This is a genomic window from Deinococcus radiotolerans, assembly GCF_014647435.1.
Taxonomy (GTDB): Bacteria; Deinococcota; Deinococci; order Deinococcales; family Deinococcaceae; genus Deinococcus; species Deinococcus radiotolerans.
Window position 1 is genome coordinate 1,103,658 of sequence record NZ_BMPE01000001.1, and the last position, 19,354, is coordinate 1,123,011.

Sequence of the window (19,354 nt, forward strand, 5' to 3'; positions counted from 1 at the left end):
GCATGGGTCTGATCAGCTCCCCGAAACGCCCGAAGATGAACGCACGAGGATGGCCGCCGGCTGAGCGCGGGTCGAGACTCACCTCAGGCTCGACGCCCGGGGAGCGGCCGAGAAGTGGCGTACGTGCCGCACCTCTGGGGATGACAGGGTTCGTCTGGCGGCAGGCTGCGCGGTCAGGGAACCAGCAGCTCTGGGGTAGGACCGGAGCGTTGTCCCCGGGGCGGGCACAGGGAAGGCAGGTGGGGCGCCGCATGACGTGCTGGACCTGCTTTTCCGGGGGGTAGTGCCGGGGCCGCCTGCCGGTGGGTGGGGGTGAGCCCTTGATGCCGCCGCCCCAGTGTTTATACTGAGTTTAATTTCAGACCTGGCTCAAAGAGCCGCCGATCGACCGAGATCACCCGCCCTCCCGCCCCTAGGAGCGCGGACGCCGGGAGCCGCCCCCCAGGGCCCCCCCACCCCACCCCGAGGAGTGACATGACGCAACCTCCCCTCCCCCAGCCCTGGCTCGCCCACTACGAGGCCGGCGTGCCCCGCACCTTCCGGCCCAGCGGCCTGACCCTGCCCGAACTGCTGGAACGCACCACCCGCAAGTACCCCGACCGCACCGCCCTGAGCTTCGTCGGCGCGCACACCAGCTACCGCGAACTGTGGCAGCAGGTCCAGCGCTTCGCGTCCGGCCTTCAGAAGATGGGCGTGCAGCCCGGCGACCGCGTGTCCATCATGCTGCCCAACACCCCGCAGTTCGTGGTGGCCTTCTACGGCACGCTGCTCGCGGGCGCGGTCGCGGTGAACACCAGCCCCATGTATACGCCCAGCGAACTGGAGCACCAGCTTCAGGACAGCGGCAGCGACACCCTGGTCATCCTGGACAGCTTCTACCCCCGCTACGCCGAGATTCAGGGCCGCGTGAACGTCAAGCGGGTCCTCGTGACCGGCGTGCAGGACGCCCTGAGCTTCCCCAAGAACCTCCTCTACCCCGTGAAGGCCAGACGGGAAGGCACCTGGGTGCCCGTGCCGTACGGCGAGCGCGTGCTGTCCATGCGCAAGGTCATCGAGTCCCAGACGCCCAATCCCGCCCCCGTGCCCCTGACGCCGGGCGACGTGGCGCTGCTCCAGTACACCGGCGGCACCACAGGCGTCCCCAAGGGCGCCATGCTCACGCACGCGAACCTCGTCGCGAACTGCGAGCAGGCGCGCAGCTGGATGACCGACCTGCGCGAGGGCCAGGAGATCACGCTGGCCGCCATTCCGTTCTTCCACGTGTATGGCATGACGGTCGCCATGAACCTCAGCATGCTGATTGGCGCGACCATCGTCCTGATCCCTAACCCCCGCGACCTGACCATGATCCTGAAGGCCGTGCAGCACACCCGCGCAACCCTCTTCCCCGCGGTGCCCACGCTGTACAACGCCATCAACAACCACCCGGACACGCCCAAGTTCGACCTGACCAGCATCCGCGCCTGCATCAGCGGCAGCGCGCCCCTGCTGAACGAGACCGCGCGGCGCTTCCGGGAGATCACGAACGGCGCGAACCTCGTCGAAGGCTACGGCCTGACCGAGGCCAGCCCCATCACGCACGTCAACCCCATCTACGGCGAGCAGCTGGAGGGCAGCATCGGCCTGCCCGTGCCCGGCGTGGACGCCATCGTCGCCGGGGACGACGGCCAGCCCGTCCCGGACGGACAGGTCGGGGAACTGTGGGTGGCTGGGCCGCAGGTCATGACCGGCTACTGGCAGAAACCCGACGAGACCGCCAAGACCCTCGTGGAGGCGCACGGCCGCACGTGGCTGATGACCGGCGACATGGCCACCATGGACGAGCAGGGGTACTTCCGGATCGTGGACCGCAAGAAGGACCTGATCATTGCCGGTGGGTTCAACATCTACCCCCGCGAGGTGGAAGAAGCCCTGATGAGCCACCCGGCCGTGCTGGAAGCCGCCGCCGTGGGCGTCCCCGACGCGTACCGCGGCGAGAGCGTGCACGCGGTCGTGGCCCTGAAGCCCGGCGCGACCGCCACGGACGCGGACATCATCAGCCACTGCCGCGCCCTGCTCAGCGCGTACAAGGTGCCCCGCAGCGTGGAATTCCGCACGGAGCTGCCCAAGACGGCCGCCATGAAGATCCTGCGCCGCCAGCTGGCCCAAGAAGCCCGCGAGGCCCGGGCCGCCAAGAGCGCCTGAACCGGGCCGGCAGACAGACCATGAGCAGAGGCGGCCCCACCCGGGCCGCCTCTCCCCTGTTGGCCTCAGGTGGTGGCGAGGGGCGCGTACGCGGTCGCGCCGCCGTCCAGGGTACTGGCGGGCCGACCCGCCTGGATGGCCGCCGCGCCCGCCAGCGCGATCATGGCGCCGTTGTCGGTATTCAGGCCCTTGCCGGGGAACACCACGTGCAGGCCGGTCGCGGCGAACGCGTCGCGCAGCGCGCGGTTCGCGGCCACGCCGCCCGACACGACCAGCGTGGTGCGCCCGGTGGCGTGCGCGGCGCGGACCGTGGTGTTCACCAGCGTCTGCACCGCGGCCCGCTGGAAGCTCGCCGCGAGATCGTCGGGCGTGGCCCCGCCGCGGTGCGCCAGGAGCGCCGCCGTCTTCAGGCCGCTGAAACTGAAATCGAAGCCGCTCTGGCCCTTCAGGGGTTCCTTGAACGGCACGGCCTGCGGGTTGCCGCGCGTGGCCGCCTCACTGATGGCCGGGCCGCCCGGGTACCCCAGGCCCGCGAGCCGCGCGACCTTGTCGAACGCCTCGCCCGCCGCGTCGTCGCGGGTCGCGCCGACCAGCACGTACTCGCCGTCTCGGGGCACGTCGAACAGGTGCGTGTGCCCGCCGCTGACGACCAGCGCCAGGAACGGCGCGCTGAGCTGGGCCTCGCTGGCCGCCGCGAAGATGTGACCCTCCAGGTGGTGCGCGGCGTGGAACGGCACGTTCAGTGCCTGCGCGAAGCCCTTGCCGTACATCAGGCCCACCAGCAGCGCGCCCACCAGGCCGGGCCCGGAGGTCGCGGCGACCGCGCCGATGTCCTCCACGCGCAGGCCCGCCTCGCGCAGGGCGTCTTCCATGATCTGGTCGATGCGTTCCACGTGCTCGCGGCTGGCGAGTTCCGGCATGACGCCCCCGTACTGCGCGTGCACCGCCTGCGACCACACCCGGTTCGCCAGGACCGACACCTGCCCATCCGGCGTGAGTGCCACGATCCCGACGCCCGTGTCGTCGCAGGACGTGTCGATTCCCAGGATGCGCAGCGGCAGGGGGCGGTCAGTCATCGCCGCGGAGTGTAGCAGGGCCCCGGCGGGGCAAATGGTGGCCGCAGCCGGGGGCCAACGCATGACCGGGGCTGGCCCCAGCGGGACCGGGGCTTACTTCTTCTGGAGCAGGGCGATGTAGGCCTTGAGCTGGTCGGCCATGCGGCCCTGCTTGAAGGGGTTGAACGTGCCCGCCTGACCCTGGCTGGTCTGGCCCGGCCCGGCCTGACCTGCGCCGCCGGGGCGCTGGCCCTGGCCGCCGAGGAAGCCGCCCAGACCGCCGGGCAGGCCGGGCACGCGCTGCCCCTGTCCCTGGGTGCTACTGCGCTGCGCCTGGGTGCGGCGTGCCTCTCGCTCCTGTTCCGCTTTCAGCTGTAGGTCGTCCATGGCGGTCAGCTGCTTGCCCGTCAGGATCTTGTCCTCGATCTGCGTGAGGTACTTCTTCGCGTCGTTCGGCTGCACGCTGCTGGCCTTCTGAATGGCGGTCAGGATCGGTAGGAGCTGCTTGGCCTGCGCCTTGGTCAGGGCGGTGGCCTTGTTCTTCTCCAGGTCGGGCAACAGGCGCAGGTCCTGCGCGAGGTCCAGGACGGGCTGCATGGCTTTCATGCGGGCCTGCATCTCGGGTGTCATCTGCCGCTGGCCCTGCGCTCCGGTCTGCGCGCTGGCCGCGCTGAGCAGGGCGAGGGTGAGGGTGGGGAGCAGCTGGGCGGTGCGGGTGCGCTGGGTCATGGTGGGGCCTCCTATTACTCGTACCTGAGGGAATCGACGGGGTCGAGGCGGGCGGCGCGCGCGGCGGGGTAGTAGCCGAAGAACACGCCGACCAGGGCACTGAACGCGAAGGCGATCAGCATGGGCGGCAGGCTGAAGACGGGCGTGATGTTCAGGGCCTTCCCGCCGAAGGCCAGGGCGACGCCGAGGAGCATGCCGATCACGCCGCCGCCGATGGACAGCAGGCTGGCTTCCACGAGGAACTGCGTGAGGATGTCGCGGGGCCGGGCGCCGAGGGCCTTGCGCACGCCGATCTCGCGGGTGCGTTCGGTGACCGAGACGAGCATGATGTTCATGATCCCGATGCCGCCGACGAGCAGGCTGATGCCCGCGATGGCGCCGACGAACAGGGTGAGGGTGTTCGTGATGGAGTTCAGGCTGGCGAGGCTGTCCGCCTGGTTCTGCACCTGGAAGTCCAGGCTGTCCGGATCGGTCAGGTCGTGGCGGGTCATGAGCAGGTCGGTGACGTCGGTCTGGAGTCCTGTCAGGTCCTTCGCGTCGGTGGCCTGCAGGTAGACGGTGCTGACGGTGGGCTGCCCGCCGGCGCTGTTCGTGCGGGAGAAGCGTTGCAGGTACGTGCTGAGGGGAATCAGGACCTGGCTGTTGGCGTTCCCGAAGCCGCTGTTGCCCTTGTCGGGCAGGACGCCGCTGACAGTGAAGGTGACGCTGCCCAGCCGGACCTTCTGCCCGAGGGCCTGCTCCGGCGCAGCGCTGCCGTCGGTGCCGTCGCCGAACAGGTCGAGCAGGGTCTGGTGGCCGATCACGGCGACGCGTTTCCTGCCGCTGACGTCTGCATCCGTGAAGTACGTGCCGGTCTCGACGGGGCTGTTGCGCACCGTTTCATAGGCGGGCCAGGTGCCCACGACGCTGACCTGGGCGTTGTTCGAGCCGACCTTGGCCTGCAGGTTGCTGTTCACGCTGGGCGCGACGCCCGCCACCCGGTCCGGGAAGGCGGTGGCCAGCGCCTCAGCGTCCGCGACGGTAATCGTCTGGCGGGGTCCGGCGCGCACGAGGCTTCCGCCGCCCCCACCCCGGGCGCTCTGCACGGTCAGGAGGTTCGTGCCGAGGCTCTCCAAATTTTTCGTGACCCCGGCGGTGCTGCCCTGCCCAATGGCGGTCAGCGCGACGACGGCAGCCACGCCGATGATGACGCCCAGCGCGGTCAGCACCGAGCGCAGCGGCGTGCCGACGATGGCGCGCCACGCGATGGTGAACGCGCCGCCCAGGCCGATCCCACCGCGCCGGGGGATGGCAGGGGCCTGGGCGGCCGCACCGGTCTGCGGGAGGGGACCTGCGGTCACGGGTGGCCCCCCAGGCCACGCCGGGGCGTCTGGCGGCGGTCACTCTCGATCAGGCCGTCACGCACACGGATGACCCGCCCGGCGTACGCGCCGATGTCGTCCTCGTGCGTGACCAGGACGACGGTGGTGCCCTCGGCGTGCAGGTCGCTGAACAGCCCCATGACCTCCTCGCTGGTGCGGGTGTCGAGGTTCCCGGTGGGTTCGTCCGCCAGCAACAGGCGGGGGCGCCCGGCCAGCGCACGGGCGACCGCGACGCGCTGTTTCTGCCCGCCGCTGATCTGGCTGGGGAGGTTGCGGGCCTTGTCGGCCAGGCCCACGCGCGCTAGGACCTGCATGGCCCGCTCGCGCCGCTCGCGGGGGGGCACCCCGGCGTACGTGAGGGGCACCTCGACGTTCTCGACGAGGTTCAGGCGGGGCAGCAGGTGGAATGCCTGGAACACGAACCCGATCTCCAGATTGCGGGCTCCGGCGCGTTCGTTCTCGCTCAGCGTCGTGACATCCCGCCCGCCCAGCCAGTACCCGCCCTCGCTGGGCCGGTCGAGCAGGCCGATGATCTGCATCAGGGTGGTCTTGCCGCTGCCCGAGGGGCCCATCAGGGCGACCATCTCGCCCGGCAGGATCTGCACGTCCACGCCCCGGAGGGCCTCGAAGATCACGTCGCCCTGCGCGTACACCTTGCGGATGCCGCGCAGGTCCACGACTGCCGGGGCGAGGTCGGGTACGGGGAGGACTGGGGTGACCTGCGGCGTGGTCATGGAGCGCCCCCGGGGAAGCCGCCGGGCGCGCCGCCGAACCCGCCCTGGCGATTGGTCTGGCCGCCGCCCTGGCTGCCGGTGCCGGAGGTGCCCGCGCGGCGGGCTGCGCCGGGCACGACGACCTCCTGCCCGGGGGTCAGGCCATCCGTGACGATGGTGTTCGTGCCGTCGGTCGCGCCGGTCTGCACGCGCACCCGTTCGGGCTCCGCGCCCGCCGCGGCGGCGGGGGTCTGCACGTAGCTGCGGCCCCGCACGGTCTGCACGGCCTTGCTGGGCACGAGGAGGCCCTGGGCCTCGCTCTGGACGATCTCCGCCTCGGCGGTCATCCCGGCGCGCAACTGCCCGTCCGGGTTGGCGAGCTGCACGGTGGCAGTGAACACGCTGATGCCGCTGCTCTGGGTGGCGCCGGGCGAGACGCGCACGACCTTCCCGCTGAAGGTCTGCCCGTCGAAGGCGTCGAGGGTCACGTCGGCGCGCTGCCCGACCTTCACGCCCGCGATCTCGGTCTCGTCGATCTGCACGGGGAGGTTCAGGGTGGTGTCGTCGATCAGGGTCAGGATGCTCGCGCCGCTGGTGACGACGGCGCCCTCGGTGGCGGTGACGGTGCTGACCACGCCGCTGATCGGGGCGTACACCTTCAGGTCGGTGCGGTCCTGCGCGGCGGCGTCCAGGCTGTCCTGCGCCTGCTGCACCGCGAGCGCCTGACTGCGGAGGTTCTGCGCGTCGGTGCTCGCGCCGGTCTGCTGCTGCGTCAGGGCGCTGCTCAGGCTGGCGCGGGCGCTGTCCACACTCTGCTGGGCTTTCGTCACGGCCGACTGTGCGTCGGCCAGCGCAGAGGCGCTGAGCGCGCCGATGGCCGCGAGCTGCTGCTGGCCACTGAGGGTGCGCTGCGCGTCGGCGAGGCTCTGCTCGGCCTGCGTGACGCTGCCCCGGGCGCTGACGACGCTGCTGGCGCGCTGCGCGGCGCTGCTGGCCTGACTGGCCCGCGCAGCGTCCAGGCTGGCGCGGGCCTTGTCGAGGTTCAGCTGGGCCGTCTGCACGTTCTGCTCGACACTGTCGCTGCTCAGGGTGGTGATCAGTTGCCCCTTCGTGACGCGTTCACCTACGGCGGGCACGGCGCCGACGGTGGCGGTCAGGTCCGCGCCGACCGTGCGGGTCTGCGCGGCTTCCAGCGTGCCGGGTCCGCTGACGGACACCCGGACGACGCCCGGCTGCGCGCGGCTGGTGGTGGTCGTGGGGGCCGCCACGGTGGTCTGCGCGCTGTGACTGCGGGTGTACAGGACGCCCCCGGTGGCTGCACCAACCAGCAGCAGGCCCCCGAGCACCCACGGCCAGCGGCGGCGCGGCGCGGCGGGCCGGGCGGGGCTGGTGGTCGTCACAGCGCGCCTCCGATGCCGGTGAGGTTCTGCCCGGCGGCGACCGACAGCGCCGCGAGGGCCTCGGTGACGTTGTTCTGCGCCTGCAGGCGGCTGTATTGGGCTTTCTTGAGGGTCAGCTGGGTGGCCTGGAGTTCGACGGCGCTGATCGTGCCGCTCCTGAGGCGCGCGCTGTCCTGCGTGTAGGTTTTCTGCGCGGCGGCCTCGCGGCTCAGGGCGACCTGCTGAAGTTCGGAGGCGTTCTGCGCCGCCTGATACGCACTGGCGAGGGTCTGCCCGGCCGTCTTCTGAGCGCTGTCCTGGCTACGCTGCGCGTTCGCCAGGGCGGTTTTCGCGTCCTGGAGGGTCCGGGCGGGCGTGAAGTCGTTGTCGGCGAGTTTCACGTTCAGTGTGGCGCTGGCGACGTCGTTCGCAGCGCTGATCAGGCTGCTGAGGTTCCCCAGGCCGCCCTGGAGGGCCGCCAGCGTGGCGCTCAGTTTGGGGGCGGTGATGGCGCTGCCCGCGCGGACACTGCTGCCCAGACCGGTCAGGGTGCCGAGTTTTGCGGCGGCGAGGTTCACCTGCGCGCGGGCGTCGGCGAGGGTCTGGGTGCTGGCGGCCAGGGTGTTCTGCGCGTTCGTGACGTCCAGGGTGGTGGCGTTCCCGATACCGAGCTTCACCTGCGCCACCTGCACGCTCTTGGTGTCCACCTGCACCTGAAGCGTCTGGAGTTCGACGTTCTCCTGCGCTTCCAGCAGGGCCGTGTACGCGCTGATGGCCCCTTGCAGCGCGCCGAGTTTCGCGGCGCGCAGCCCCGCCTGCGAGAGCTTCTCGGCGTTGCTGGCGCTCAGTTTCGCGGCAACCAGGGTGCTGGGGTCGGCCTGCGCGGCGCGGCTGGCCGCCTGGGCCTTGTCGAGGTTCGCCTGGGCGGTGCGGACGTCACTGCTGCTGTTTAGCGCGGCGGTAACGGCACTGCCCGCGCTGAGGGTGGTCTGGGCATGCGCGGCGGGGGCCACGAGCAGGGCGAGGCCGAGGGTGAGCAGTCGGGTGCGGGCGTGCGTCATTGAGGGCCTCCGGCGGCGTTGAGAAGCTGGGTCAGGCTGAGCTGGGCGGTGATGCGGGCGGACAATAGGTCGCGCTCCGCCTGCGCGAGGGTCAGGGCGGCGGCGGCGAGGTCGTCGGCGGTGCCAGTGCCGGCGTCCAGGCGGGCCTGGGCGGTCTGCACGGCCAACTGCGCGGCCTGCACCTGGGCGGCGCGGGCCTGCACGGCGCTCAGGTTGGTCTGCACCGTCACGAAACGGCTGCGGACGTCGAGTTCGGCGTTCTGCTGCGCGACGGTCAGGGACAGCTGCGCCTGCGTGACGCCCGCCTGCGCGGCACTGAGCGCGGCCTGCTGCGCGGGGGAATACACGACGTACGAGCCGCTGACACTGGCGGTCAGGCGATTGCTGCCCGTGCCCGCGCGGTCCCCCAGCGGCAGGCTGTAGCTGCCGCCCAGGGTGCCCTGCTTGAGGTTCAGTGAGGCGCTGACCGTCCCGGCGGCCCCGCCGCCGTAGCCGACGCTGGCGGTCAGGTCGGGCAGGCGGGCGTCACGCTGGTCGGCCTCCAGGCTTTCCTGCGCGCTGGCCAGGGCGTTCTGGGCGCTGATCACGTCGCTGCTGCTCGCGCGGGCGCGGGCGACCAGTGCAGTCAGGTCCGGGAGGGTCAGCGTGGCGTCCGGCAGCGTGCTGAAGGTCACGTCGCCCAGCGCGCTGCCCAGCGTGGCGTCCAGCGTGCGGCGGGCGCTGTCCAGACTGGCCTGCGCCTGCGTCACGCTGTTCTGCGCGGCCTGCACGGCGCTCTGCGCATTCAGGACGGTCTCGGCGGTGGCGTTCCCGGCGGCCTGCTGCGCCTGCGCGACCGTCAGCTGCCGCTGCCTCAGGTCCAGTGTGCGGCCCGCCAGCGTGATGTCCTGCGTGGCGAGCACCGCCGAGAAGTACGCCTGCGCGACGTTCAGCCGGGTGGTCAGGTTCGCGTCGCGCAGGTTCGCCTGGGCCAGCGCGAGGCTCCGTTCGGACGCCCGCAGGCTGCTCTGCCCGCTTGACCAGGGCAGCAGGCCCAGGCTGACGTTCGCGCCCGCCGTGCCGGACAGGCTGCCATTCACAGCGGCGCTCGTGCCGTCACTGGCCGTGGTGGTCGTCGGCCCGGCGTAACTGGCGCTGCCACTGACACTGACGGTCAGGCCCAGTGCCGCGCGGGCCGCCTGGAGGTTCTGCTGCGCGACCTGCACGCTCAGCGCGGCGCGGGTGACGCCGGGCGCCTGGGCCAGCTGCGCGTACGCCTGCTCCAGGGTGAGGTCGGCAGGTGGGGCCGTCTGTGCAGCCGTCTGGGCGTGGGCGGCGCCGAGCAGCAGGGCCAGTGTGAGCAGGCGGGACGGTGGAGGGCGTCTCATGGAGCACAGCGTGAGCGCAACGGGTCAAGACTCCGCGCAGCCTCCGTGAAGATTTATCGAAGACGGGTTTCCCCGCGCCAGGAGGACATTTGAGCCGACCGCCGCGAGCTGCGCGCGGCTACGAGCGTTCGCGTGACCTTCACGCCGTTCACGTACGCTTGTGGCATGAGTGCCCTGATCCTGATTGTCGAGGACGAACCGCAACTGGCGGAGGTCCTCGAGGCGTACGCCCGCCAGGAGGGCTACCGCACCGAGCGCGCCGCGGACGGGAACGCCGCCCTGAGCGTGTACCGGGCCGCCAGCCCGGACCTGATCCTGCTGGACGTGATGCTGCCGGGCCGCAGCGGCCTGGACGTCCTGAAGACGGTGCGCGCGGAGGGCGGCACGCCCGTGATCCTCGTGACCGCCCGCGCCGAGGAGACCGACCAGATCGTGGGGCTGGAACTCGGCGCGGACGACTACGTGGTCAAACCGTTCCGCCCGCGCGAGGTGATGGCCCGCGTGAAGGCCGTGCTGCGCCGCGCGACCGCCCTGCTCGACGATGCGGACCGCCCGCTGCGGGTCGGGCCGCTGGAGGTGGACCGCCGGGCGGTCGTGGCGCGCGTACACGGCGAGACCCTGAGCCTCACGCCCGCCGAATTCCGTCTGCTGTCGCAGCTGGCCGAGGCGCCAGGCCGCGCGTACACCCGTGAGGAACTGCTCGCCGCGGCCCTGCCGGACAGTGACGCGCTGGAACGCGTGGTGGACGCGCACCTGGCCAGCGTGCGCCGCAAACTGGACGCCGCGCGCGCCGGGGGGCTGCTGCACACCGTGCGGGGGGTCGGCTACCGGCTGGAGGCCGCCGGATGACCCCCCGCCCGCCGGGGCTGCGGCGCGCGCAGCCGCTGGCCGTGACGCTGCTGCTGGCGATGCTGCTGGTGGTGGGCGTGGCGGTGGGCAGCACCTTCTATTTCTCGAATCTGGTCGTCAAACGGGAGTTCGAGCGGCTGCCCAGCGGCGTGCGGCAGCTGCTGCGCGAGCAGCAGGCGGCGGCGCTGCGGGGTGAACTGATCGCCCCGACCCCGCCGCTGCCCGTGATCCGCACCGGCAGCGCCGCCGACGCGTACCTGGACCCCTTCGAGAGCAGCCTGGATGTCAGCGGCGTGGTGAAACAGGCCAGCGGGGACGACGCGGTCGTCACGAACGGCAAGCGGCCCCGCAACCTGTGGGTCAGTGACGGCAAGCCGCCGCCCCGCAGCCGCGCGCAGGACTTCCTGCACGACGTGCAACGCAGCCTGTTGCAGGTGGGCGTAGTGGCGGCCGCCGTGTCGGCGCTGCTGGCGTTCCTGATCTCGCGGCGGGTGGCGCGCCCCGTCTCGGCCGTGTCGGGCGCAGCCGCTCGGCTGGCCAGCGGGGACCTGAGTGCGCGCGCGCCCGTGCTGGGCGGCGAGCGGGAGATCGCGGCGCTGGCGCATTCCTTCAACGACATGGCGGAGAACCTGCAGGCGCTGGAACGGGAGCGGCAGCAGGCGGTCGCGGACATCGCGCACGAGCTGCGCACGCCGATCGCCGTGATCCAGGCCCGCCTGGACGCGCTGGAGGACGGCGTGTACCCGCTGAACACCGAGCAGATCGCGCTGCTGAGCACGCAGACGCAGCTGCTCACGCGGCTGGTGGGGGACCTGCGCACCCTAACCCTCGCGGACGCGGGGCGGCTGGCGCTGGACCCGCAGCCGCTCGATCTGGGTGCCCTGGGCCGCGAGGTCGTGCAGGCCCTCCAGGACCGCGCCGCCGCGCGCGGCCTGACCCTCAACGTGCAGGCCGAACCGGCCCCCACGCACGCCGACCGGGACCGGGTGCGGCAGATCACGACGAACCTCGTGGACAACGCCCTGCGGCACGCCCGCAGCCGCGTGCAGGTCCGCGTCGAGACACGGGGTGAGCAGGTCGTCCTGCACGTCGAGGACGATGGCCCCGGCATTCCCGAGGGGAGCCGTGAGGCGGTGTTCACGCGCTTCACGCGGCTGGACATCAGCCGCTCTCGGGACACGGGGGGCAGTGGCCTGGGGCTGGCCATTGTGCGCGCGCTGGCCGCCGCGCACGGGGGTCAGGCGGCGCTGGCAGCCTCAAAGGGTCTGGGCGGCGCGCACTTCACGGTGACGCTGCCAGGCGGCACGGACTGATCCGCCAGCAGCGCGGCCCCAGGACTCCGGTTTCCTGGGGCCGCGCTCAACTGTCACGTTACGTGCGGGGTTTCAGCGCCGGGATGCGCAGGCCGCCGCGTCCGTCCCAGCCCTTGAAGGCGTAGAAGCGTCCGGGTTCCCCGGTGAGCAGGTAGTCGCTGAGGGGCTCGCGCATGGGGGGCGCCTCGATCTTCTCCAGCGCCTCCTCGACGGTGCAGAAGCGCGCTTCCACGATGAACCCGTCGGGATCGGCGGGATTCAGGAGGCCGTCCCAGGTGGCCTCGAAGGCCACGGCGATGGCGCGTTCGCCGCGGCGTTCGTCTTCGATGTGCACGGTGTAGGCCATGTGCTTGATGCCCGTGAGTTTCAGGCCGGTTTCCTCGTAGATCTCGCGGTACAGCGCCTCGGGGAGGGTCTCGCCGGGTTCGACCACGCCGCCCGGGAGGGTGTGGCGCACGCGCCCGTGGCCCTGCCAGTCGTTGCCGACGAGCAGCACGCGGCCGAAGCGGTCGCGGAGGATCCCGGCGGCGACAAGGAGGTCACGCCGCGCCATGCTGGCCCTCCTCGCCCATCTGGATGAGTTGCAGTTCGCGCTGCGCGCGCGCGAGGTTCGCCACGACCGGCCCCAGCGCGCCCGCGATGACGCTGTCGAGGGGGTGGTTCTTGCCCTCCCCTTCCAGGCGGTGGTCGGTGACGCGGTTCTGGGGGTAGTTGTACGTGCGGATCTTTTCGCTGCGGTCGCCGCTGCCGACCTGCGCGGCGCGGTCGCTGCGTTCGCGTTCCTCCCGCGCGATCCGCTCGCGTTCGGCGAGGCGCGCGGCGAGGACCTGCAGGGCCTTCTCGCGGTTCTTGATCTGCGAGCGGCCGTCCTGGCAGACGACCATGATCTCGTCGGGCGTGCCGGGGCGGTACACGGCGCGCACGGCGGAGTCGGTGGTGTTCACGCCCTGCCCGCCCGCGCCCTGCGAGCGGAACACGTCGATGCGCACCTCGGACAGGTCCAGCTGCACCTCTGCCGTGTCCGCCTCGGGCAGCACGGCGACGGTGACGGTGCTCGTGTGGATGCGGCCCTGGCTCTCGGTGGCGGGAACGCGCTGCACGCGGTGCACGCCGCGCTCCCATTTGAACGCGCGGAACGCCCCGTCGCCCGTGATCTCGGCGACGACCTTGCTCGCGCCGCCCAGGTCGCTCTCGCTGGCGTCCAGGACGGCCACCTTCAGGCCCAGGCCCTCGGCGTAGCGGGTGTACATGCGCAGCAGGTCCATGACGAACAGTCCGGCCTCGGCGCCGCCCGCCCCGGCGCGCAGTTCCAGGATCACATCTTTGGCGTCGTCCGGGTCGGTGGGGAGCAGCAGCACGACGAGTTCAGATTCGATCTCGGCCAGCCGGGCTTCCAGGGCCTGCACTTCCCCGGCGGCCAGGTCGAGCATGTCCGGGTCGGCCAGGAGTTCGCGCGCGCCGGCCAGGTCGGCTTCCAGGCCGTCGCGTTCGCGCAGCAGGGTCACGAGGGGCAGCAGCTCGCGGTGGCGGCGGGTCAGGCGGGCGTACTCGCGCGGGTCGGCCAGGGCCGCCGGGTCGCCCAGGGCCCGCTCGACCTTGCTGAATTCCGCCGCGAGTTCATCAAGGCGGCTCACGTCGCGGGGGAGCGCCCGCGCGCTGGGCACGGCGGACGGCTGGCGGTAGACAGGGTGGACACAGGCATCATGAGTGCAGTCTAGCGCCCCCCTGCGCGCGCCTGCGGCAACGTTCCCCTGACACGGTCCTCACAGTGCGCCTGCCGCGTGTCAGGTCCGCGTGGGGGTGTGCCTGACAGGCGGCAACCCGCGCTCCGGCGGGGACGCGTCTAATCCAGGGGTCCGGCCGCCGGGGGCGTGGGCGCTACAGTCGGGCGCATGAGAACCGTGACCGTGGGCGTGCTGGGCTGTGGGACCGTGGGGCAGGACGTCCTGAACCTGATCCGGAGGCGCGAGGCGATCTTCGCGGATCTGGGCGTGCGGATCGAGGTGGCGGGCGTCCTCGTGCGTGACCCGGCCCGAGGCCGCACCTGCCCGCCCGGCACGCCCCTGACGACCGACCCGGCCTTCTTGCAGGAGTGCGGCGTGGTGATCGAGGCAATGGGCGGCGTAGACCGCCCCATGAGCCTGCTGCGCCCGCACCTACGCTCGGGCCGTCCGGTGATCACGGCGAACAAGGCGCTGCTGGCCGAGAGATGGGATGAGCTGCGCGACTACGCCCTGGACGGCAAGCTGTACTACGAGGCGTCCGTGATGGCCGGGACGCCCGTGATCGGCCCCATGAGCACGGTGCTGCGCGCCAGTACCTTCCAGCGCCTGCAGGCGGTGCTGAACGGAACGTGCCTGTACATCATCACGCAGATGGAACAGGGCAAGGAGTACGCGCAGGCGCTGGCGGAAGCGCAGGCGCTGGGGTACGCCGAGGACCCGCCCACCCTGGATGTGGGCGGCTTTGATACGGCGCACAAGCTGGCGGTGCTGGCGCGTTTCTGCGCGGACGGGAACTTCCCGTACGAGCAGGTGCAGGTGCAGGGCATCGAGGACCTGACCCTCGCGGACGTGCAGGCCGCGCGCGCGCGGGGCGAGCGGATCAAGCTGGTCGCCGAGCTGGAACGTGTGAACGGCGAGTGGCAGGCCCGCGTCTGCCCGCAGTCCCTTCCCGATGATCACCCGCTGTGCACGGCCGGGTCCAGCCGCAACGCCATGGTGTACGAGGGCGAGGAGTGCGGCACGCTGATTTTCGCGGGGGGCGGCGCGGGTGGCATGGTCACCGCGAGCGCCATGGTGGGCGACCTGCTCGACTGGGTGATCGGCTTCCCCGGTCACGTGCCGCTGCACTGAAGGGCGGCTGAGGACTGAAGAGGCAGGGAGCGTCGGCGCCGGCCTCCGCTCCCTGCTGTGTTCGCGTCCCAGCGTCAGCGGGGGCGGATCAGGCGACCGCGACCCACAGACCATTCACGGCTCGCCGCGGTCGTCCCCGTCCTCGTCGCCCAGGTCGTCATCGTCGAGGTCCACGTCGTCCACGTCATGATCGTCGGCCCAGTCCTTGACGACGTTCGTGCGGCGCAGGTCGTCGCGGGGCGCGGCCAGACGGGCCTGTTCGCGGTCCTCGCCGCTCATGACGCCCTGCGCGCGGCCCAAGACGGGCTGGTCGGCGGCGGACGCGCCGTAGCGTTCGGCGAGGTACGCGGCGACCCACGCCCCGAAGTACCACAGGGCCAGCTGGGCGGGGTAGCCGACCGCGCCGTCCGGGTAGGGCACGTGGATGATCTCGTCAATGCGGGATTCGAGTACCTCGCGCGCCAGCAGGAGGGTGTCGTCGGCGTCCCCGAGGATCACGGCGACCTTGGCGTCGCCCTTCTCGTGCTGCGCCTCGAACGCGCCGGTCACCACGGGCAGGGGGTCGCCGATCAGGGGCACGCTGAGGGTCTTGCCGGTGCGGGCCAGCAGCTGCTGCCACGCGTGCGGCAGGGCGTCCGCGTCGGGCGCGGCCAGCAGCAGCGGCGTGCGGCCCCAGAGGCTCCAGGCGAGATCCCGGGCGGGGTTGTTCTCCTCAATGTGTGGGGCGCAGCGGGCGGCGAGGTCGGCGATCAGGGCGTCGGCGGCCTGGGCGTCCTCGCTGTGCCCGGTCGCGTGCGCGACGTACTGCGCGAAGTGGTACGTGGCGAGCGGCCCACCGGGCACCAGGGTGTCGATCTCCTCGGGGGTGCCGCCGGTGGCGACGCGGCGCACCTGCGCACCCGCGACGCTGGCGAGGTCGGCGTAGTCGGTGGCGAGGGCGGCGGCGTCGGGGCTGCTCAGGACGAACTGGGTGCCGCTGCGGGTGAGGCTGCTCGCCACGAGCGTCTGCGCGAGGTGCGCGGCCAGGGTGCCCTCGCCGCTGCCGGCGAGGCCGTAGGGGGCGTCCTCGGGGCGGGTGGGGCCGCTGTAACTGCCGGGCAGCGTTTCAAGCAGGGTCAGAAGGTGGGTACTCATGCGCTTCAGGGTACAGGCTGAGGCCGGACTGGGCCCGGAACGCGCCGCCCGGCGTGGCAGACCGCGCCGCAGAAAATGCCGTCTGTCACGCCTTCTTTTTCTTCACGCTCGCTTAATCCTGCGTGCTAGAATCCGGCGCGTGCGCTTCCAGACAAACACCGGGGACGTCCACCCCCTGAACAAAAAACACCACCCCATGAGGGTGGCGTTCAGTGTGTGGCGCACTCGACTGGACTCGAACCAGTGGCCTTTGGCTCCGGAGGCCAACGCTCTATCCACCTGAGCTACGAGTGCAGAGCTCCGGTACCCTAGCACTTCGCATGAAGGAGATCAAGTGAACAAGAAAGTAACCGTCAACGTCCTGATGGGCGTCCTGGCCCTGCTGCTCGTGATCGGCATGGCCTACCAGTTCACCCCGAACCTGGGCAGCCTGTTCAACAAGCAGACCGGCACGCCCGCTCTGACCGTGAACGGCACGACCGTCACCGTCGAGCAGCTGGAGGCCGCCAAGCGGCAGAACCCGGTGCTGAGCAGCACCGACACCGGCGTGCTCGGCGACGACTTCAAGACGTACGTGGTCGCGCAGCAGATCGATCAGACGCTCGTGTCCAACGCCGTGAAGGACATCAAGATCAGCCGCGGCGACGTGGACGCCAAGGTCAAGGAAGTCCGCGCTCAGAACAACCTGACGGACAACAAGGCCTGGACGGACGCGCTGCAGGGCGTGGGCCTGACCGACAGCGAGTACCGCAAGCAGGTGCGCCAGAGCCTCGCCATCGAGCGCAAGCTGGATGAGCTGAAAAAGGCCGTTCCCGCCGCGACCGACGCGGAACTCCAGGCGTACTACGACCTGAACGCCGACAAGTATCAGACCGACCCGCGCATCCAGGGCCGCGAGATCGTCGTGGCCGACAAGGCCAAGGCGCAGGACCTGCTCAAGCAGCTCAAGGGCGGCGCGGACTTCGCGCAGCTGGCGGGCGCGAACAGCACCGAGTTCAAGGACCGCGGCGGCGCCCTGGGGCCCATCGAGAACGGCGCGCCCCGCCCGGTGGCGCAGGTGGCGCTGCCCAGCGAGGTGGGCGCGGCCGCGTTCGCCCTGAAAGACGGTGGCCTGACCGACGTCGTCGAGAGCGGCGGGAAGTTCTACATCGTGAAGGTCGAGAAGTACCTCGCGCCCAGCGCCAAACCCTTCGCGGAAGCGAAGAGTGACGTGACGACCGCCGTGAACGACAGCAAGAAGAACGCCGCGGTGGAAGCCTGGGTCGAGGGCCTGCGCAAGGACGCCAAGGTCGAGTTCAAGGACCTGAACTGGAAGGTCGAGGACCCCACCGTCGCGACCGTCACTGGGCAGAACGTCCGCTACTCGCAGGTGATCGAGCAGGTCGTGCAGAACCAGCAGTTCGGCAGCCTGCTGCAGCAGGTGCCCGCCGAGCAGGCCGCGCAGCTCGTGAACAGCATCCTGAAACCGCAGGTCATGCAGCAGCTCATCCAGGGCTACGCGGCGCCCACCATCGCCGAGCGCCTGAAACTCAACGTGGTCGGCACCCGCCAGGAGATCGCGCAGGACGTCGCCGCGTACGGCGCGCGGAACGTGCAGGTCACGGACGCGGACCTTCAGGCGTACTACGCGGAGAACAAGGCGCAGTTCGAGTCGCCCGCCAGCGCCACCGTCAGCGAGGCCAGCTTCAAGGATCAGGCCAAGGCCGTGGCCTTCCGCAGCAGCTTCACGCGCGGCGACTTCGTCTCGGCCGCCAGCAAGGTGGGCGGCACCGTCAGCGAGCGCGGCAGCGTCACCGCCGGGGACGGCAAGCTCAGCGAGGAACTGAACGCCGCGGTGTTCAGCGCCAAGAGCCTCAAGGACGCCGCCGACGGCAGCCTGAGTGACGTCGTGAAGGTCGGCGACCGCTACTCGGTGCTGTACATCACGGACCTGAAGCCCGCCGAGGCCAAGAGCTTCGCGGACGTGCGCGACCAGATCGAGCCGGTCGTGCTGGGCCAGAAGAAGAGCGCCGAAGGGCAGAAGTTCCTGGACGCCCAGGTCAAGACCCTCAAACCCACCGACAACCTGAAGACCGTGCTGGCCGCGCAGGAAAAACGCGTGGCCGCAGCGGCACCCAAGGCGCCCGCGAAGGACAGCGCGAGCGGCGCGGCGGACGGCGCCAAGACCGACGCCACTCAGCCGGACACCCAGACGGACGGCAGCGGCACCACCGCGCCCCCCGCCGACAAGTAAACCTCTCCCCTGCGCCGCCCCGGGCCCTCAGGTGCCGGGGCGGTGTGCTGTTCCCGCGCCGCTACACGCGGGCGCGCAGGCCCAGCAGCAGGCCCGCCGTGAACGCCCCCGCGAACGGCAGGTTCGCGGTGAGCACGCGGGTCAGCCACGCGCCGCCGTTCTCGCGCCCCTGCGCCAGCCAGGGTTCCGCGAGCGCCTCCACGCGCAGCCAGTTCACGCTGACCAGATCGAAGTACGCCAGGACCTGCAGGGTGATGAACAGCACGCCCAGCCCGATCAGCGCCCAGCGACCGATGTGCTTCAGGGCCACGCCCGTCGCGAAGCCCAGCAGCGCACCCACGCTCAGGTCCGGCAGCAGGGGCCGGAGAGCGTCCGCGAAACTGGCGGGCGCGGCCGCGGCGGCGTGCAGCAGGGTGGGCGTGGGGCCGGTGACGCTCAAGGTGCGCGCATCCTAGCGCGCGCGGAGGGCTGCGCCGAAAGGCGGAGGGGTCAAACCCCGCGGCGCGGTATGGTGTAAGGCACCGTGACCCTCCAGACCGAGCCCTCCCTTCCCGACGTGATCTCCCCAGAGCTGTATGGGCGCCTGTGCGCGGGCGAGGAGCAGGCCTGGTTCGAGTTCGTGCAGGAGTACGAGGGCCGCATGTACGGCTACCTGTACCGCCTGGAAGGCAACAGCGAGGACGCGCTGGACCTGACGCAGGAGGTCTTCTACCGCGCGTGGCGCAGCATCCGCACCTTCCGCGCCGGGGAGCGCGTGCTGCCGTGGCTGTATCAGGTGGCACGCAACACGCAGATCGAATCGCACCGCCGCAAGCAGCTGCAACGCTTCTCACTGGAGCAGGCGCGCGAGGACGTGGGCTTCGAGGTGACCAGCGAACGCCGCTCGCCCGTGCAGGCCGCCGAGAGTGCCGACGCGCAGGACCGCGTGCAGCGCGCCCTGTCCCAGCTGCCGCACGAGTACCGCGAGGCTGTCGTGCTGCGCTTCGTGGAGGACCTCAGTTACGACGAGATCGCGCAGATTCAGGGCGTGGCGGTCGGTACGGCCAAGAGCCGCGTGTTCCGCGCCAAGGAGCAGCTTGCCGACCTGCTCGAAAGCGTCGCCGACGTCCACTGACACCCAC

At 71.3% G+C, this 19,354-nt stretch carries 17 protein-coding genes and 1 tRNA gene; 6 read left to right on the plus strand and 12 right to left on the minus strand.

Going from position 1 to position 19,354, the window contains the following annotated elements; all coding sequences use genetic code 11:
• Positions 1-474: 474 nt before the first annotated feature.
• Positions 475-2,184 carry a long-chain-fatty-acid--CoA ligase gene (locus tag IEY63_RS05450; protein WP_189067890.1) on the plus strand — a complete coding sequence of 570 codons (1,710 nt, stop codon included), beginning with the start codon at positions 475-477 and terminating at the stop codon, positions 2,182-2,184.
• A gap of 65 nt (positions 2,185-2,249) precedes the next feature.
• On the opposite strand, the gene tsaD is transcribed toward IEY63_RS05450, so the two are convergent.
• The 7 genes from tsaD to IEY63_RS05485 all read right to left on the minus strand — a co-directional run bounded on the left by tsaD (position 2,250) and on the right by IEY63_RS05485 (position 9,849).
• The gene (gene tsaD, locus IEY63_RS05455; protein ID WP_189067891.1) at positions 2,250-3,260 is read right to left on the minus strand and encodes a tRNA (adenosine(37)-N6)-threonylcarbamoyltransferase complex transferase subunit TsaD; all 1,011 of its coding nucleotides are present in this window, start codon (positions 3,258-3,260) and stop codon (positions 2,250-2,252) included.
• A 93-nt stretch (positions 3,261-3,353) separates the two neighbouring features.
• Positions 3,354-3,968 carry a hypothetical protein gene (locus IEY63_RS05460; protein WP_189067892.1) on the minus strand — a complete coding sequence of 205 codons (615 nt, stop codon included), beginning with the start codon at positions 3,966-3,968 and terminating at the stop codon, positions 3,354-3,356.
• A 14-nt stretch (positions 3,969-3,982) separates the two neighbouring features.
• A complete protein-coding gene (locus IEY63_RS05465) occupies positions 3,983-5,308 on the minus strand; it encodes an ABC transporter permease (protein WP_229784496.1) in 1,326 nt (441 codons plus the stop codon).
• On the minus strand, positions 5,305-6,063 hold the full coding sequence (locus IEY63_RS05470; RefSeq protein WP_189067893.1) for an ABC transporter ATP-binding protein: 759 nt from the start codon (positions 6,061-6,063) through the stop codon (positions 5,305-5,307). The genes IEY63_RS05465 and IEY63_RS05470 overlap by 4 nt, the downstream gene beginning before the upstream one ends.
• Positions 6,060-7,442: an efflux RND transporter periplasmic adaptor subunit gene (locus IEY63_RS05475; RefSeq protein ID WP_189067894.1), complete on the minus strand. Its 1,383-nt coding sequence runs from the start codon at positions 7,440-7,442 to the stop codon at positions 6,060-6,062. The genes IEY63_RS05470 and IEY63_RS05475 overlap by 4 nt, the downstream gene beginning before the upstream one ends.
• On the minus strand, positions 7,439-8,482 hold the full coding sequence (locus tag IEY63_RS05480; RefSeq protein ID WP_189067895.1) for a TolC family protein: 1,044 nt from the start codon (positions 8,480-8,482) through the stop codon (positions 7,439-7,441). The genes IEY63_RS05475 and IEY63_RS05480 overlap by 4 nt, the downstream gene beginning before the upstream one ends.
• Positions 8,479-9,849: a TolC family protein gene (locus tag IEY63_RS05485; protein WP_189067896.1), complete on the minus strand. Its 1,371-nt coding sequence runs from the start codon at positions 9,847-9,849 to the stop codon at positions 8,479-8,481. Before IEY63_RS05485 ends, IEY63_RS05480 begins: the two co-directional genes overlap by 4 nt.
• A gap of 165 nt (positions 9,850-10,014) precedes the next feature.
• Between IEY63_RS05485 and IEY63_RS05490 the strand changes: the two genes are divergently transcribed.
• Both IEY63_RS05490 and IEY63_RS05495 read left to right on the plus strand, forming a co-directional pair.
• Positions 10,015-10,698, plus strand: coding sequence for a response regulator transcription factor (locus tag IEY63_RS05490; RefSeq protein WP_160980819.1), 684 nt, complete (start codon positions 10,015-10,017; stop codon positions 10,696-10,698).
• Positions 10,695-12,011, plus strand: coding sequence for a sensor histidine kinase (locus IEY63_RS05495; protein WP_229784497.1), 1,317 nt, complete (start codon positions 10,695-10,697; stop codon positions 12,009-12,011). The genes IEY63_RS05490 and IEY63_RS05495 overlap by 4 nt, the downstream gene beginning before the upstream one ends.
• Before the next feature lie 58 nt (positions 12,012-12,069).
• Here IEY63_RS05495 and IEY63_RS05500 read toward each other — a convergent pair whose 3' ends face one another.
• Together IEY63_RS05500 and prfA are read right to left on the minus strand one after the other, a co-directional pair.
• Complete coding sequence (locus IEY63_RS05500; RefSeq protein ID WP_189067897.1) at positions 12,070-12,564, minus strand: NUDIX hydrolase; 495 nt, start codon at positions 12,562-12,564, stop codon at positions 12,070-12,072.
• Positions 12,551-13,645, minus strand: coding sequence for a peptide chain release factor 1 (prfA, locus tag IEY63_RS05505; protein ID WP_189067898.1), 1,095 nt, complete (start codon positions 13,643-13,645; stop codon positions 12,551-12,553). The genes IEY63_RS05500 and prfA overlap by 14 nt, the downstream gene beginning before the upstream one ends.
• A 258-nt stretch (positions 13,646-13,903) precedes the next feature.
• On the opposite strand from prfA, the gene IEY63_RS05510 reads away from it, so the two are divergent.
• Positions 13,904-14,866, plus strand: a complete 963-nt coding sequence (locus tag IEY63_RS05510; protein ID WP_189067899.1) for a homoserine dehydrogenase — start codon at positions 13,904-13,906, stop codon at positions 14,864-14,866.
• A gap of 114 nt (positions 14,867-14,980) precedes the next feature.
• Here IEY63_RS05510 and IEY63_RS05515 read toward each other — a convergent pair whose 3' ends face one another.
• Both IEY63_RS05515 and IEY63_RS05520 read right to left on the minus strand, forming a co-directional pair.
• Positions 14,981-16,000 carry an SIS domain-containing protein gene (locus tag IEY63_RS05515; protein WP_189067900.1) on the minus strand — a complete coding sequence of 340 codons (1,020 nt, stop codon included), beginning with the start codon at positions 15,998-16,000 and terminating at the stop codon, positions 14,981-14,983.
• 217 nt (positions 16,001-16,217) lie between these two features.
• Positions 16,218-16,294 (minus strand) — tRNA-Arg (locus IEY63_RS05520).
• Positions 16,295-16,334: 40 nt separating this feature from the next.
• Between IEY63_RS05520 and IEY63_RS05525 the strand changes: the two genes are divergently transcribed.
• The gene (locus IEY63_RS05525) at positions 16,335-18,233 is read left to right on the plus strand and encodes a peptidylprolyl isomerase (protein ID WP_189067901.1); all 1,899 of its coding nucleotides are present in this window, start codon (positions 16,335-16,337) and stop codon (positions 18,231-18,233) included.
• Positions 18,234-18,294: 61 nt separating this feature from the next.
• Here the strand turns inward: IEY63_RS05525 and IEY63_RS05530 are convergent, their stop codons facing one another.
• Positions 18,295-18,672: an FUN14 domain-containing protein gene (locus IEY63_RS05530; RefSeq protein WP_373290890.1), complete on the minus strand. Its 378-nt coding sequence runs from the start codon at positions 18,670-18,672 to the stop codon at positions 18,295-18,297.
• 84 nt (positions 18,673-18,756) lie between these two features.
• Here IEY63_RS05530 and IEY63_RS05535 point away from each other — a divergent pair, with 84 nt between their 5' ends.
• On the plus strand, positions 18,757-19,347 hold the full coding sequence (locus IEY63_RS05535) for an RNA polymerase sigma factor (RefSeq protein WP_229784498.1): 591 nt from the start codon (positions 18,757-18,759) through the stop codon (positions 19,345-19,347).
• Positions 19,348-19,354 lie beyond the last annotated feature (7 nt).

Excerpts from the sequence above, each read along its gene's own strand:
- IEY63_RS05450 (WP_189067890.1), top strand. The coding sequence starts at position 475 with ATGACGCAACCTCCCCTCCCCCAGCCCTGGCTCGCCCACTACGAGGCC.
- IEY63_RS05485 (WP_189067896.1), bottom strand. The coding sequence starts at position 9,849 with ATGAGACGCCCTCCACCGTCCCGCCTGCTCACACTGGCCCTGCTGCTC.
- IEY63_RS05495 (WP_229784497.1), top strand. The coding sequence starts at position 10,695 with ATGACCCCCCGCCCGCCGGGGCTGCGGCGCGCGCAGCCGCTGGCCGTG.
- IEY63_RS05500 (WP_189067897.1), bottom strand. The coding sequence starts at position 12,564 with ATGGCGCGGCGTGACCTCCTTGTCGCCGCCGGGATCCTCCGCGACCGC.
- IEY63_RS05460 (WP_189067892.1), bottom strand. The coding sequence starts at position 3,968 with ATGACCCAGCGCACCCGCACCGCCCAGCTGCTCCCCACCCTCACCCTC.
- IEY63_RS05510 (WP_189067899.1), top strand. The coding sequence starts at position 13,904 with ATGAGAACCGTGACCGTGGGCGTGCTGGGCTGTGGGACCGTGGGGCAG.
- IEY63_RS05470 (WP_189067893.1), bottom strand. The coding sequence starts at position 6,063 with ATGACCACGCCGCAGGTCACCCCAGTCCTCCCCGTACCCGACCTCGCC.
- IEY63_RS05490 (WP_160980819.1), top strand. The coding sequence starts at position 10,015 with ATGAGTGCCCTGATCCTGATTGTCGAGGACGAACCGCAACTGGCGGAG.
- IEY63_RS05480 (WP_189067895.1), bottom strand. The coding sequence starts at position 8,482 with ATGACGCACGCCCGCACCCGACTGCTCACCCTCGGCCTCGCCCTGCTC.
- IEY63_RS05515 (WP_189067900.1), bottom strand. The coding sequence starts at position 16,000 with ATGAGTACCCACCTTCTGACCCTGCTTGAAACGCTGCCCGGCAGTTAC.
- tsaD (WP_189067891.1), bottom strand. The coding sequence starts at position 3,260 with ATGACTGACCGCCCCCTGCCGCTGCGCATCCTGGGAATCGACACGTCC.